The sequence below is a fragment of the Ochrobactrum sp. S1502_03 genome (assembly GCF_044435015.1).
In the GTDB taxonomy this organism is placed as follows: Bacteria; Pseudomonadota; Alphaproteobacteria; order Rhizobiales; family Rhizobiaceae; genus Brucella; species Brucella chromiisoli.
In genome coordinates this window covers 36187-49384 of record NZ_JAYEXN010000009.1, presented here as the reverse complement: position 1 = coordinate 49384, position 13198 = coordinate 36187, and the positions used below count along the sequence as shown (strand labels likewise).

Here is a 13198-nt window from a genome sequence, read left to right as displayed (position 1 = left end):
CATGCAGACCCAATTCACGCCAGAGCAATTGCTTGATCCCGGTGTCAATGAGGCAGAAAAAATCCTGCGTAAATGCGTCCATTGCGGGTTCTGTACAGCGACGTGTCCGACTTATGTGACGTTAGGCAATGAACTCGATAGTCCGCGCGGACGCATCTATCTGATCAAGGATATGCTGGAGAATAATCGTCCGGCTGACGAAGAAGTCGTGCGCCATGTTGACCGCTGCCTTTCCTGCTTGTCCTGCATGACAACCTGTCCCTCAGGCGTCAATTATATGCATCTGATTGATCACGCGCGTGCGCATATCGAAAAGACCTATCAGCGGCCATTTATGAATCGCTTTCTGCGTGGCATTCTTGCGCAGATTTTGCCTTATCCGGCGCGTTTTCGTGCGGCTTTGCTGCTTGCAAGGCTGGGGCGTCCCTTTGCCTCGCTGTTTGGCAAAAGCGATACGTTAAAGCCCATCGCTGCCATGCTGGAACTCGCCCCCAGAAGTTTGCCTGCAAAGCGCAAAATTGAAACGATGAGTGCTGCAAAGGGGGAAAAGCGGGGCCGGGTTGCAATCCTCAATGGCTGCGCGCAGCCAGTCCTCAACCCCGGCATTCATGCGGCGACCCTGCGTTTGCTTAACCGGCTTGGTATTGAAGTCATCACACCAAAAGGTGAAGGATGCTGTGGTTCGCTTGTGCATCATATGGGACGTGAGGAACAGGCCCTTAATCAGGCACGGCACAATGTCGATGTCTGGACGCGTGAAATTGATGCCGGTGGCCTTGATGCCATCATTGTCACCACATCAGGTTGCGGCACAACCATCAAGGATTATGGCTATATGCTGCGGCTTGATCCTGCCTACAAGGACAGGGCGGCAAAGGTTTCTGCACTGGCAAAAGACGTAACCGAATATCTGGCTTCAATCGAAATGCCAGTACCGTCAAAACTTGCGAATTTGAACGTTGCCTATCATTCGGCCTGCTCAATGCAGCACGGTCAAAAGGTGGTGCGTCAGCCAAAAGATCTGCTGTTAAAGGCAGGGTTCACCGTGCGCGAGCCTTTGGAGGGACATCTTTGCTGTGGTTCGGCAGGCACTTACAATATCATGCAGCCGGAAATTGCGACAAAGCTTCGCGACCGCAAGGTCAAAAATATCGAGGCCACTGGTGCCGATTTGATTGCCACAGGAAATATTGGCTGCATGACGCAGATCGCCACCGGCAGCCAGTTGCCGATTGTGCATACAATAGAGTTGCTTGATTGGGCCTATGGTGGACCAAAGCCCGCCGCACTTTCAGGTGCTGGATTTCACTGAGCTGATATAATGCAGCGGGAAGCCTTTAAACCCCTTGGTTTCTTTCAGAACGAAGGTCGTCTGCATTTCCTTGATGCGGGGCAGGCGGCGTAGCGTTGACATGGCAAAATCGGCATAGGTGTCGAGATCATGGGACACAACCTGTAGCAGAAAATCGGCGTCGCCGGCGATACTGTAACAGGCGATAACTTCATTAATCCCCATCAGCTCAGCAGCAAACTGTTCAGCTTCCGCTTCGCTGTGGCTGTCTATCTTGATGCGTACAAAAGCCATCACGCCAAGGCCGATGGACTTGCGGTCAAGCGTTGCACGATAACCAGCAATCACACCATCCTCTTCCAGCTTGCGCACTTTTCGCCAGCTCGGAGAGGTGGACATGCCAATCTTATCGGCCAGAGCCTGATTGGTCAGGCGTCCATCCTCCTGCAATGCATCCAGAATCCTGACATCGGAAGGGTCGAGCACGGCCATAATAATCTACCTGAATTTTACGTTTTTCTGACAGCATCTACCATATTCTTTAATTCATGAGCATAGATAGACAGGATTGCCCTGTGGATGCGGTGTATTTCTCGTTGAGAAATATCTGCCACAGGGGGTTCTCATGCAAGAAGATTTACGCATCGCAATCATTATCAACCCGGAACTGCCATTGGGCTTGCTGGCCAATACGGTTGGCGCTGTCTCTATTGGTCTTGGTGCCAGGTTACCGTTTATCGCAGCCCGGCAACTGATTGATAAGACAGGCATCGTTATTGATATCAGTTCAGATCGGCCTGTTCCGATTCTTCAGGCTGATACAGACACAATTCGAGCCATTTTGTTGAAGGCGGCAACTAATGAACAACGGCAGGCTGTGGTTGCTTTTCCAGCCTTTGCCCGTCCGCTGCATATCTATGCTGAATATGAAGCGGCTTTGCCGCAAAAGGAGCTTGCGACAGAAATCATTGACGGCCTGGGGCTTGCAGGTCCGGCAAAGTGGGTGCGCTCACTTACCGGCAGTCTGAAGCTTCTGCGCTAAGAAAAAGCCGGGCTTGCTGCCCGGCTTTCAATGTCGCGATTAACCCGCTGAAAACGTATTCGGGTTTGGTCCGATACGGCCATCTGTTTTATCCAGCTTGGTGATGGCATCATGGTCTGTACCGTTGAGGCTAAAATCGAAAATATCGAAATTTTCCTTGATCCGCGCAGGTGTTACCGACTTCGGAATAACGATGTTGCCGGTCTCAATATGCCAGCGCAGGATGATCTGCGCTACGGATTTACCGTGTGCTTTAGCGATTGCTGTGAGGACAGGGTTTTCCAGGATCTTGCCCTGTCCAAGCGGGCTCCAGGCTTCCGTTGCAATGTCGTGCTTGCTGTGGAACAGACGCAACTCGTCCTGCTGAAACTGCGGATGCAGCTCAATCTGGTTGAGAACTGGCGTGACATCGCTTTCCTTGAGAATGCGCTCAAGATCGGCCGTGCGAAAGTTCGAAACACCAATGGATTTTACACGGCCTTCTTCCTTCAACTTGATGAAAGCGCGCCATGTTTCCATGAACAAATCCTTCGCCGGGATCGGCCAATGGATAAGATACAGATCAACATAATCGGTGCCAAGCTTTTTCAAGCTGGTATCAAAAGCCTTGAGCGTCGATTCATAACCCTGATCGCTGTTCCAGAGTTTGGTTGTCAGATAAATGTCGCCGCGTGCGATACCCGACTCTCTGATTGCTTTGCCGGTGCCTTCTTCATTGCCGTAGATTGCAGCGGTGTCGATATGGCGATAGCCGACTTTCAACGCTTCACTCACAGCGGCAATGGCTTCATCATTGCCAACTTGCCAGACACCGTAACCCAGCTGTGGAATGTGATTGCCGTCGTTGAGCTTTATCGCCGTTACGGTCATGTTATGGTCCTTCCCTCTTACGTACATACATTTTGATTTCGCTGTTTTCAGCATATGGGTGTTCGTTTGAAAAGTGAAAGCCATTTCCGACGGGTTTCTTGGCGATCAGCGCGGTTTCCTTACTAAAGATGCCAAAGGTTTCAACTAAATGACAAAGAAGGCCGCTGTTATAAGGATAACAGCGGCCTGATTGCGGCGTTTTAAACGAAAATTGATCAGCGTACGACCACGCGGGTTCCCACCGGAACACGTCCGTAAAGGTCGCTCACATCTTCGTTACGCATACGGAAACAGCCTGATGACATGGCTTTTCCAATGGTCCATGGCTGGTTTGTGCCGTGAATACGGTAGAGTGTAGAACCCAGATACAGTGCGCGTGCACCAAGCGGATTGTTGATGCCACCCTTCATCTGTGCGGGCAGAATGCGTCCCTTTTTGCGCTCACGGGCGATCATTTCCTTTGGCGGTGTCCAGGTTGGCCATTCGGCTTTACGGCTTACACGTTGCGTGCCTTTCCAGCCAAAGCCCTGCTTTCCCACACCAATGCCATAGCGCCGCGCCTGACCGTTGCTCTGCACCAGATAAAGAAAGCGCTTACCGGTATCGATCACAATGGTTCCCGGCTTTTCGCCGCCGGAATAAGAGACGGTTTGTGGAAGATACATCGGGTCAAGCTGTGACTTCTTACGCACAACCTTTACCGGATTGGCCGCCGGGCGCTGCTGGCTCGCGTTCTGATAATGTGCCTTTGGCGGCTGCTTTTGCCGGATTATTGTGCGCTTTTGCGGCTGTGCAACAACAGGCTGCGTCATGACGCGGACATCTGGTCCGTTGAGCTGGGCGACCCAGCGCTGCGATGTTTCATTGTCAACGCGAACCGGTGGTTGCGTGCTGTAACGATCACTGGCAAAAGCCATGCCGGTGGTTACGATTGAAACGGCAATAGCCGCAAATGATCCTATCAAAAGCAGATGACGTGGTTTCATGAGCCAAATCCGTCTGTTTTGCGTCCTGCATTCTCGCCGACGCGGTTGCCCGTCGCGCTCCTGACATTTGCTGTCAGGAGAACAGCCCCGAATTTCATGGGCTCATTGTGCCGTGCAAAGGAATCATAAAAGTAAATTTTGCCGCTTTTGGAGCGGGCGTTTTCTTGAAATTAAAGTCGTGGTTAGCGCGAAGTTGCGCGACATGGTAAAGAATTGATGAAGGTTGAGGGGGCAGAAATGGGTGATAGCGTGCAGCAAAAGACCGGGTTGATCGTCAATGCGGATGGCAAGATGCGCTGTTTCTGGCCCGGTGAGCTGCCCGATTATATCGCTTATCACGATCACGAATGGGGCGTGCCGGTCACGGATGACAAGCGCCTGTTTGAGAAAATCTGCCTTGAGGGATTTCAATCCGGCCTGTCATGGCTGACGATTTTGCGCAAGCGGGAGAGTTTCCGTGCGGCCTTCGATGGCTTTGATTTTTATCGTGTTGCTCTTTATGGCGATGCCGAGATTGAGCGATTGGTGAATGATAAGGGCATAGTGCGCCATCGCGGTAAAATTGTTTCGACAATCAACAACGCAAAGCGAGCAATCGAGCTTGTTAAAGAAAAGGGGTCGCTTGCGGCTTATTTCTGGTCGTTTGAACCGGGTGTTGCGGACCGTCCGCTGGTGGTGGATTATCCGACCTTGACTGCCAATCCCACCACAGCCGTTTCAACCCGTATTTCAAAAGACCTCAAGAAGCGGGGCTGGTCTTTTGTCGGGCCAACAACCGTTTATGCTTTCATGCAAGCCATGGGGCTGGTCAATGATCACATTGAGGGCTGCCATTGCCGCCAGAATATTGAAAGACTCCGGCAGGAATTGAAACGGCCTCAATAACAAGAGGGGCTGATTGCACCGGGTTCGGTTTTCTGGCAGAACGACATCACAGGAGATAAAAATGGATCTGACATCACTTGTGGCTTTCGCTGGTATTCTGGTTGTTGCGGCGGGTACGCCGGGGCCAAATGTCGGCGCGCTTGTTGCGCGCGTTATCAGCCGCGGTCATAAGGGCGTGTTTCCATTCATGTTCGGTCTGTGGCTTGGTGATGCCATCTGGCTGTCGCTTGCTGTGTGGGGCTTGTCGGCGCTCGCAAACAGCTTTCACACCGTATTCCTTGTGCTTAAATATCTCGGGGTCGCTTATCTGATCTATCTGGCTTGGAAAATGTGGATTGCCCCTGTCGAGACAACAGCAGATGAAAACGCCATCCCGCAGGATGGTGAGGCGAAGAAGCTGTTCTTCAGTGCTTTGGCAGTCACGCTTGGCAATCCAAAAATCATGGTTTTCTATATTGCGATCCTGCCAACTGTCATCGATATTACCCATGTTTCCATGGTTGGATGGGCTGAATTGTTGTTTGTTATGTTTGCCGTGCTGGCCGCCGTTGATAGCGCATGGGTGGTGCTTGCGGCACAGGCGCGTCGGTTTTTGCGCAGCCCGCGCGCAATGCGAATTGCAAATCGCACAAGTGCCGGAATGATGGCCGGTGCAGCCGTTGCGATTGCCACACGGTAATCTGCGTTTTTAAACACTCTCCTGCACTTGCCGCACCCGTTTTGATGCGTTAGGAAACCGGCAATGAATTGTCGGTTTTTGCCGATACAACGTGAACAAAATCAATGAGCAGGCGGAAAAATGGCCGATAAAGCGGACAAGATGAAGGCGCGGTTGCCGCGCGGGTTTGTCGATCGGGTGCCGGATGATCTGCGCGCCACCGAAAAGATGATCGCAACCATCCGGGAGGTTTATGACCTTTATGGCTTTGAGCCGGTGGAAACGCCGCTCATTGAATATACCGACGCGCTTGGAAAGTTTCTGCCTGATCAGGATCGCCCGAATGAAGGCGTTTTCTCGTTTCAGGATGATGATGAGCAGTGGCTGTCGCTGCGTTATGATCTGACTGCACCGCTTGCACGCTTTGTGGCTGAAAACTATGAAAGCCTGCCAAAGCCTTATCGCAGCTATCGCAATGGCTGGGTTTTCCGCAATGAAAAGCCGGGGCCGGGTCGTTTCCGCCAGTTTATGCAGTTTGATGCCGACACGGTTGGCGCGCCGAATGTTTCGGCTGATGCTGAAATGTGCATGATGATGGCCGATACGGTTGAGCGGCTTGGCATTTCGCGCGGCGATTATGTGATCCGCGTCAACAACCGCAAGGTTCTTGACGGCGTGCTCGAAGCCATTGGCCTTGAAGGTGATGCGAATGCGGGCAAGCGACTTAACGTGTTGCGCGCCATCGATAAGCTCGACAAATTCGGCCCTGACGGCGTGCGTCTTCTACTGGGCAAGGGGCGTCTCGACGAAAGCGGCGACTTCACCAAGGGGGCTGAACTGTCTGATGCGGCCGTGGAAAAGGTTTTGGCCTTTACCGCTGCGGGTGGCGCAACCGGTGCTGAAACGATTGCCAATCTGCAAGCCGTTGTTGCCGGTAATGCGAAGGGCGAAGAAGGCGTGAAAGAGCTGGCCGATATGGAAGCTCTGTTTGACGCTGGAGGCTATGAAGGGCGCGTGAAGATCGATCCATCGGTTGTACGTGGTCTTGAATATTATACCGGTCCGGTGTTCGAAGCTGAGCTTCTGTTTGATGTCACCAACGAAGATGGCCAGAAGGTTGTGTTCGGTTCGGTTGGCGGCGGCGGTCGTTATGATGGCCTGGTTTCGCGCTTCCGCGGCGAGCCAGTTCCGGCAACGGGCTTCTCCATCGGCGTTTCGCGCCTGATGACGGCGCTCAAAAACCTCGGCAAGCTGGATGTCACCAATGTGGTCGGCCCGGTCGTTGTGCTGGTGATGGACAAGGATGCGCAAAGCCTTGGCCGCTATCAGAAGATGGTTTCTGATCTGCGTCAGGCTGGCATCCGCGCTGAAATGTATGTCGGCGGCTCCGGCATGAAGGCGCAGATGAAATATGCAGACCGCCGCGATGCGCCATGCGTCATCATTCAGGGTTCGCAGGAACGTGAAGCGGGCGAAGTTCAGATCAAGGATCTGATTGAGGGCAAGCGTATTTCCGCCGAGATTGAGGACAACGCAACCTGGCGCGAAAGCCGCCCGGCGCAGGTCACGGTTAAGGAAGACGGCATCGTTGACGCCGTTCGCGAGATACTCGACGCGCAGGCACGTGATCGCGCACAGCAGGCAAAGTGATAGGGCAATGACTGGATCACGTACTTCACCGATTTTCACGACGCTTCGCGATCAACTTAACGCAAGCGAAGCGGAACTGGTTGATATTCCGCTGATCCAGCCTGCTGATCCGTTTCTGGATATGGCAGGTGAGGATCTGCGCCGTCGTATTTTTCTGACTGAAAACGAAAATGGCGACAGTCTTTGCCTGCGTCCTGAATTCACCATTCCGGTCTGCCGCAACCATATTGCACTCAATGCGGCAACACCGAAGCGTTATGCTTATCTCGGTGAAGTTTTTCGGCAGCGTCGCGATGGTGCAGCGGAGTTTCTTCAGGCCGGCATTGAAGATCTTGGTGCAACCGATGAGGCCCTATCGGATGCACGCTCAATTGCCGATGCGATAGCCTGCGTTAAATCAGCAGCGCGTGTGCAGCTTGAAATTGTTCTCGGTGATCAGGCCGTCTTTGCAGGTATGCTGAAAGCTCTGGGTCTTCCGCAGGGCTGGCGCAAAAAGCTGCTGCGTGCGTTTGGCGACGAACGGACGATGGAAGCAGCCTTCGCTGAATTGACAGGCGAACAGCGCACCGATCCACTGCCTGAACAGCTGGCCGGTTTGGTTGCTGAAGGTGACGAGGCAGGATTGGCGCGTGTGATTGAGGTAGAAATGCTCGAAGCCGGCATTTCACCCGGCTCAGGCCGCACGCCTGTGGAAATCGCCCGTCGCCTGATCGAAAAAGAAGATCTGGCTGCAACGCGGTTTCCAGCTTCGGCTCTGGATGTGTTGAAGCGGTTTCTTGCAATCCGTGTTTCGCTGGAAGCGGCAGGCATCACACTGCGCGCCTTTGCAGCCGATAATGCGCTTGATCTAAGTGCTGTGCTGCAAAAATTTGAAGCGCGTACCGATGCGATCATCGCTGCGGGCATTGCTGCCGAAGACATTGTTTATGACGCTTCGTTTGGCCGTCCGCTCGATTATTACACGGGCCTTGTCTATGAAATTCGCCGTGCCGGTAGCGATAAGGATATGGTTCTGGCGGGTGGCGGTCGCTATGATCGCCTGTTGACCATGCTTGGCGCATCCGAAAACATTCCGGGGGTTGGTTTTTCCATATGGCTTGACCGGTTAGAGATGCTGGCAGGAGAACAATCATGAGTGTAACGCTCGCATTGCCATCCAAGGGACGGTTGAAAGAGCAGACGCTCGCCGTTCTCCAACAGGCTGGATACAAGGTCATTCTGCCGGAAGATTCCCGCAATTATCGCGCACGCGTCGAAGGTGACAACAATCTCGATATTCTGTTCCTCTCCGCCTCTGAAATTGCGCGTGAACTGGGTTATGGAAGCGTCGATCTTGGCGTGACGGGCGAGGATCTCGTTCGGGAAACGCTGGCGCATGCCGATGAGCGCGTGGCCATTGAAGCAGAGCTTGGCTTTGGTCATGCCGATGTCGTGGTTGCCGTACCAGAGGTCTGGCGCGATGTGACCACCATGGCTGATCTTGATGATGTGGCGGCCGATTTCCGTCAGCGTCATGGCCGCCGCCTGCGCATTGCAACCAAATACTGGCGTCTGACGCAGCAGTTCTTTTCGCAGAAGCACGGTATTCAGGTTTATCGTATTGTTGAAAGTCTGGGTGCCACCGAAGGTGCGCCAGCCGCAGGCTCTGCCGATATGATTGTTGACATTACATCAACAGGTTCGACACTAACGGCAAACAAGCTCAAAGTGCTTGAGGATGGGGTCATCCTGCGCTCGCAGGCCTGTCTTGTTTCAGCGCGGCGGAGCGAAGAAAACCCGCATGTCGCGGATGTCGTTTCGCGTATCCGAAAGGGTCTGGCTGGATAAAAAGATAATATAGAATTTTAAAAGCCGGTCTGAAGTTCAGACCGGCTTTTTAGTTTTTAGTTTTTAGGCTTGCTGCCAATCAGGCCATAATAGGCGATATAGATGTAGCAGATAATTGGCATCAGGAATGCCAAATGAATCCCAACCGTATCGGCCAGTGCGCCCTGAATAAGCGGAATAATCGCACCGCCAACAATTGCCAGACACAGAATGCCGGACCCCTGGCTGGTGTGCTTGCCAAGACCATGCAGTGCAAGACTGAAAATCGTCGGGAACATGATCGAGTTGAAGAGGCCAATCGCCAGAACCGACCACATGGCAACATGGCCAGTCGTTGCGACTGTGATGAGCAGTAGAACAATCGCCATGGCCGCATTGAAAGCCAGCGCCTTGCCATCATCGACATAACGCATTGCTGCCGCACCGATGAAACGGCCAATCATGGCACCGCCCCAGAAATAGGAAACGTAGTGCGCAGCTTCGGCTTCTGCGAGACCAGCCACATTCGGATCATTGAGGAAGTTCACAAGGAAACTGCCAACACTGACTTCAGCGCCAACATACACAAACAGACCGATAGAGCCCAATACCAGATGGCGATACTGCCATGCTGAACCATCTTCCTTTGTGAGGACCGCTGTTTCTTCTTCCTGAACATCAGGCAGTTTCAGGATTGCAAAAACGATTGCAAGGACAGCGAAGGCCAATGCGAGCAAAAGGTAAGGAAACTGAACAGCATCTGCCTGCGCAGAGCTTGCAGCATCGCTCGTCGCTGCGGATAGGATCAGGAGTGCGCCAAAGGATGGCGCGACAGTTGTGCCAAGCGAGTTAAAAGCCTGTGTCAGCGTAAGGCGGCTGGCTGCTGTTTCAGGTTTTCCGAGGATCGTGACATATGGATTGGCTGCCACTTGAAGGATAGTGACGCCCGATGCCAGCACAAACAGCGCTCCGAGAAACAGAGCATAAACCTGGTAGGATGCTGCCGGAATGAACAGCGCACAACCGACGGCGGCGACAACAAGCCCGGTGACGATGCCCCATTTATAGGAAATGCGTTTCACCAGCGCGCCAGCAGGCAGCGAGACGATGAAATAAGCGCCAAAAAAGCAAAACTGAATCAGCATCGACTGGAAGTAGTTAAGCTGGAAGACGCTTTTGAGATGCGGGATCAGAATGTCATTGAGACAAGTGATGAAGCCCCACATGAAGAAAAGCATCGTGAGGCTGGCAAGTGCGAAGCTGTAATTATTGCCCGAATGGGCACCAGCGCGCGGCTGATTGTTCGTTGTGGGGGAAACGGCCATTTTTTCTCTACAAGCTAAGTTATGAGACATGCCTTGGGAGGGCGATATGTCTTTCCAAAATCAAAATACGAGGTTGCAATATCTTACAAGACTGTCCCATGCAATCAGCGTGGATTTTAAGTAACAGTTCTGTGTCTTGATGCAGAAAATGCTAAAAAGCCGCGCTGTGAGGCACGGCTTTTTACATCAGGGTGTTGATGGCTGATCAGCTGCGCTTGGCATCGATCGAAATCGAACCGGCACCGTGCAGTGCGAGAAGGATCAGGCCGCCAGCAATGGCGAGGTTCTTCTGTGCCATCAGAGCGTTCATGCCTTCAGCGAAGTTCATGTGCGCTACAAGCGTTGCGCCAATGGTGAACAGAGCCACGATTGCAGCAGCAATGCGGGTCTGAAAGCCAACGAGAATGGCGAGGCCGCCGAGGAACTCAACCAGACCAACCACAACGGCAGTCACCGTTGGAACCGGAAGGCCGAGACCTGCAAAATAACCGGCTGTTCCGGAAATTGCAGTCAGCTTGCTAAAGCCAGCAAGGATGAACAGGATCGAAAGAAAGACGCGTGCGATGAGCGTGGCCAAGCCATTGCTCTGGGGAGTGATTGAGGACATAGGGGATCTCCATTTAAGCTAGGCAATCAATAACCACAACGGACTGTCAAGGAAAGATAGATATTCCTCGACAGTTTGTTCGCTTTTCGTAGACAGTTATTCCGGCGCAATCATGCGTTCTGCACGAACCAGCTTTTGATAATCTTCTTCGGATACATGGCCGCTTTTCAATGCTTCTTCGCGCAGGGTAGTGCCATTCTTATGTGCGGTTTTCGCAATTTTTGCCGCATTGTCATAGCCAATCGCCGGTGCAAGTGCCGTCACCAGCATCAGGGAGCGTTCCAGCAGGTCTTTGATGCGATCTTTATTGGCTTGAATACCGTCCACACAATGGTCGGCAAAGGAGACCATGGCATCGCTTAAGATACGGATCGACTGCAAGACGTTATAAGCAATGACCGGCTTGAAGACGTTAAGTTCAAAATGTCCCTGGCTGGCAGCAACAGTTACAGTGGTCTGATTGCCGAAGACTTGTGTTGCGACCATGGTTAGCGCTTCTGCCTGTGTCGGATTGACCTTGCCGGGCATGATTGATGAGCCGGGCTCATTTTCTGGCAACGACAGCTCGCCGAGACCAGAGCGCGGACCAGAGCCGAGGAAGCGGATGTCATTTGCAATCTTGAAAAGATCTGCGGCCAATGCGTTCAAGCTGCCGTGGAAATTTGCAAGAGCACCGTGGCTTGCAAGCGCCTCAAATTTGTTCGGCGCCGTTTTGAAGCTCAGGCCGGTAATTTCGCTCACTGCATCGGCAAAGCCCGTGTCGAAACCCTTCGGTGCATTCAGGCCCGTACCGACGGCGGTTCCCCCCTGTGCCAGCAGGAAGACATCGGCAAGCGACTGTTCAATGCGATGGCGGGCATATTCAAGAGCGGCACGATAGCCCGAAAACTCCTGCCCCAATGTGACGGGGGTAGCGTCCTGCGTGTGCGTGCGACCGATCTTGATGATGTCTTTGAAGGCTTCTTCCTTGGCTTTGAGAGCCTTGGTGAGATGTTCGAGTGACGGGTAAAGCCGATTTACGGCTTCAACAGCGGTCGCGATATGGATAGCGGTCGGGAAACTGTCGTTTGACGACTGGCTCATATTAACATGATCGTTGGGATGAACAGGCTTTTTCGAGCCAAGTTCACCGCCCAGCATTTCGATCGCGCGGTTTGAGATGACTTCATTGGCATTCATGTTGGACTGCGTGCCAGACCCCGTTTGCCAGACGACGAGCGGGAAATGATCATCAAGCTTACCTTCAATCACTTCAGATGCTGCAACTGCGATGACCTGTCCCAGAACCGGATCAAGTTTGCCAAGCGCGATATTGGTTTCAGCTGCCGCACGCTTGACCACACCCAGTGCATGAACCAACTGCAGGGGCATACGTTCTCCGCCGATCTTGAAGTTTTGTAGGGAGCGTTGCGTTTGCGCACCCCAATAACGGTCCGCGGCAACATCAATCGGTCCGAACGTATCTGTTTCGGTGCGCGTGGCAGTCATTTTCAGTCTCCGGCTTGTTTCAGGCGGCAAAATGCCCGCCTGTAGAATCGAGAATAACAGCATTGCGAGATTATTGGCTACGGAATGCTTTTATGGCAAAGCCCTAGCTCTCAATCATTTGATAAAATATGAATAAAAAAGTCAAATTTTATCAAATGAAATTCTTGCACGGATTTTAGTTATTCTCGTTGTCATCATCGCTGTCGTCGGTTTCCGAAATCCACGCGGTCGGCTCAATCTTTTGCTGGGTTTTGCTGTCTGTGAAGATCCACCATCCGGTGTCGGTCTCGTCCCAGTCGCCGCCGCTCGCTTTCAGCCTATCGAGCGAACGGTATTGGCCTACGGATTCATTGCGTTGATCGCCATCATCAATCCAGACCACAGTGACTTTGCGGCCATCTTTTGGCGCGGTGCCTATCGGCAGTTCCTTGCGCATGCACATCTCCTTTTTATGCATAAGGATAGCGCGCTAATATCGAAGGGCAAGTTAATGCTGGATGTGTGTGGGGAGCGAACTTAAGTGGAAAGGCAGGCTTGCGCCTGCCTTTCCTGTTGCCTGAGACAGGACTTCCAAAGTGCGGGGGCAAACA

At 52.7% G+C, this 13198-nt stretch carries 14 protein-coding genes; 7 read left to right on the top strand and 7 right to left on the bottom strand.

Annotation, left to right across the window (positions count from 1 at the left end; genetic code table 11):
• Position 1 precedes the first annotated feature (1 nt).
• Positions 2-1312, top strand: a complete 1311-nt coding sequence (gene glcF, locus VBH83_RS08745) for a glycolate oxidase subunit GlcF (RefSeq protein WP_265986103.1) — start codon at positions 2-4, stop codon at positions 1310-1312.
• Here the strand turns inward: glcF and VBH83_RS08740 are convergent.
• The gene (locus VBH83_RS08740) at positions 1292-1783 is read right to left on the bottom strand and encodes an Lrp/AsnC family transcriptional regulator (protein ID WP_265986105.1); all 492 of its coding nucleotides are present in this window, start codon (positions 1781-1783) and stop codon (positions 1292-1294) included. The two genes, glcF and VBH83_RS08740, sit on opposite strands and share 21 nt — an antisense overlap.
• 133 nt (positions 1784-1916) lie before the next feature.
• Between VBH83_RS08740 and VBH83_RS08735 the strand changes: the two genes are divergently transcribed.
• Positions 1917-2333, top strand: a complete 417-nt coding sequence (locus VBH83_RS08735; RefSeq protein ID WP_396997202.1) for a DUF2000 domain-containing protein — start codon at positions 1917-1919, stop codon at positions 2331-2333.
• 39 nt (positions 2334-2372) lie between these two features.
• On the opposite strand, the gene VBH83_RS08730 is transcribed toward VBH83_RS08735, so the two are convergent.
• Both VBH83_RS08730 and VBH83_RS08725 read right to left on the bottom strand, forming a co-directional pair.
• Positions 2373-3203: an aldo/keto reductase gene (locus tag VBH83_RS08730; protein WP_265986107.1), complete on the bottom strand. Its 831-nt coding sequence runs from the start codon at positions 3201-3203 to the stop codon at positions 2373-2375.
• A 215-nt stretch (positions 3204-3418) separates the two neighbouring features.
• Positions 3419-4189: a L,D-transpeptidase gene (locus VBH83_RS08725; RefSeq protein ID WP_265986108.1), complete on the bottom strand. Its 771-nt coding sequence runs from the start codon at positions 4187-4189 to the stop codon at positions 3419-3421.
• 237 nt (positions 4190-4426) lie between these two features.
• On the opposite strand from VBH83_RS08725, the gene VBH83_RS08720 reads away from it, so the two are divergent.
• The 5 genes from VBH83_RS08720 (at position 4427) to hisG (ending at position 9209) form a co-directional block, all read left to right on the top strand.
• Complete coding sequence (locus VBH83_RS08720; protein WP_396997200.1) at positions 4427-5074, top strand: DNA-3-methyladenine glycosylase I; 648 nt, start codon at positions 4427-4429, stop codon at positions 5072-5074.
• A 61-nt stretch (positions 5075-5135) separates the two neighbouring features.
• On the top strand, positions 5136-5753 hold the full coding sequence (locus tag VBH83_RS08715; protein ID WP_265986110.1) for a LysE family translocator: 618 nt from the start codon (positions 5136-5138) through the stop codon (positions 5751-5753).
• Between the two features lie 120 nt (positions 5754-5873).
• Entirely contained in the window at positions 5874-7382 is a 1509-nt protein-coding gene (hisS, locus tag VBH83_RS08710) for a histidine--tRNA ligase (protein ID WP_265986111.1), read from the top strand.
• 7 nt (positions 7383-7389) lie between these two features.
• Complete coding sequence (locus VBH83_RS08705; protein ID WP_265986112.1) at positions 7390-8517, top strand: ATP phosphoribosyltransferase regulatory subunit; 1128 nt, start codon at positions 7390-7392, stop codon at positions 8515-8517.
• The gene (hisG, locus tag VBH83_RS08700; protein WP_265986113.1) at positions 8514-9209 is read left to right on the top strand and encodes an ATP phosphoribosyltransferase; all 696 of its coding nucleotides are present in this window, start codon (positions 8514-8516) and stop codon (positions 9207-9209) included. Before VBH83_RS08705 ends, hisG begins: the two co-directional genes overlap by 4 nt.
• Positions 9210-9265: 56 nt before the next feature.
• On the opposite strand, the gene VBH83_RS08695 is transcribed toward hisG, so the two are convergent.
• The 4 genes from VBH83_RS08695 to VBH83_RS08680 all read right to left on the bottom strand — a co-directional run bounded on the left by VBH83_RS08695 (position 9266) and on the right by VBH83_RS08680 (position 13044).
• Positions 9266-10513, bottom strand: coding sequence for a sugar MFS transporter (locus VBH83_RS08695; protein ID WP_265986114.1), 1248 nt, complete (start codon positions 10511-10513; stop codon positions 9266-9268).
• A gap of 205 nt (positions 10514-10718) precedes the next feature.
• The gene (locus VBH83_RS08690; protein WP_265986115.1) at positions 10719-11120 is read right to left on the bottom strand and encodes a DoxX family protein; all 402 of its coding nucleotides are present in this window, start codon (positions 11118-11120) and stop codon (positions 10719-10721) included.
• 96 nt (positions 11121-11216) lie between these two features.
• Positions 11217-12608, bottom strand: coding sequence for a class II fumarate hydratase (gene fumC / locus VBH83_RS08685; RefSeq protein ID WP_396997196.1), 1392 nt, complete (start codon positions 12606-12608; stop codon positions 11217-11219).
• A gap of 175 nt (positions 12609-12783) precedes the next feature.
• Positions 12784-13044, bottom strand: coding sequence for a hypothetical protein (locus tag VBH83_RS08680; protein ID WP_396997194.1), 261 nt, complete (start codon positions 13042-13044; stop codon positions 12784-12786).
• Between the last annotated feature and the right edge of the window lie 154 nt (positions 13045-13198).

What these genes read in the sequence shown, in the direction of transcription:
- glcF (WP_265986103.1), top strand. Translation starts at nt 2, where the DNA reads ATGCAGACCCAATTCACGCCAGAGCAATTGCTTGATCCCGGTGTCAAT.
- VBH83_RS08740 (WP_265986105.1), bottom strand. Translation starts at nt 1,783, where the DNA reads ATGGCCGTGCTCGACCCTTCCGATGTCAGGATTCTGGATGCATTGCAG.
- VBH83_RS08735 (WP_396997202.1), top strand. Translation starts at nt 1,917, where the DNA reads ATGCAAGAAGATTTACGCATCGCAATCATTATCAACCCGGAACTGCCA.
- VBH83_RS08730 (WP_265986107.1), bottom strand. Translation starts at nt 3,203, where the DNA reads ATGACCGTAACGGCGATAAAGCTCAACGACGGCAATCACATTCCACAG.
- VBH83_RS08725 (WP_265986108.1), bottom strand. Translation starts at nt 4,189, where the DNA reads ATGAAACCACGTCATCTGCTTTTGATAGGATCATTTGCGGCTATTGCC.
- VBH83_RS08720 (WP_396997200.1), top strand. Translation starts at nt 4,427, where the DNA reads ATGGGTGATAGCGTGCAGCAAAAGACCGGGTTGATCGTCAATGCGGAT.
- VBH83_RS08715 (WP_265986110.1), top strand. Translation starts at nt 5,136, where the DNA reads ATGGATCTGACATCACTTGTGGCTTTCGCTGGTATTCTGGTTGTTGCG.
- hisS (WP_265986111.1), top strand. Translation starts at nt 5,874, where the DNA reads ATGGCCGATAAAGCGGACAAGATGAAGGCGCGGTTGCCGCGCGGGTTT.
- VBH83_RS08705 (WP_265986112.1), top strand. Translation starts at nt 7,390, where the DNA reads ATGACTGGATCACGTACTTCACCGATTTTCACGACGCTTCGCGATCAA.
- hisG (WP_265986113.1), top strand. Translation starts at nt 8,514, where the DNA reads ATGAGTGTAACGCTCGCATTGCCATCCAAGGGACGGTTGAAAGAGCAG.
- VBH83_RS08695 (WP_265986114.1), bottom strand. Translation starts at nt 10,513, where the DNA reads ATGGCCGTTTCCCCCACAACGAACAATCAGCCGCGCGCTGGTGCCCAT.
- VBH83_RS08690 (WP_265986115.1), bottom strand. Translation starts at nt 11,120, where the DNA reads ATGTCCTCAATCACTCCCCAGAGCAATGGCTTGGCCACGCTCATCGCA.
- fumC (WP_396997196.1), bottom strand. Translation starts at nt 12,608, where the DNA reads ATGACTGCCACGCGCACCGAAACAGATACGTTCGGACCGATTGATGTT.
- VBH83_RS08680 (WP_396997194.1), bottom strand. Translation starts at nt 13,044, where the DNA reads ATGCGCAAGGAACTGCCGATAGGCACCGCGCCAAAAGATGGCCGCAAA.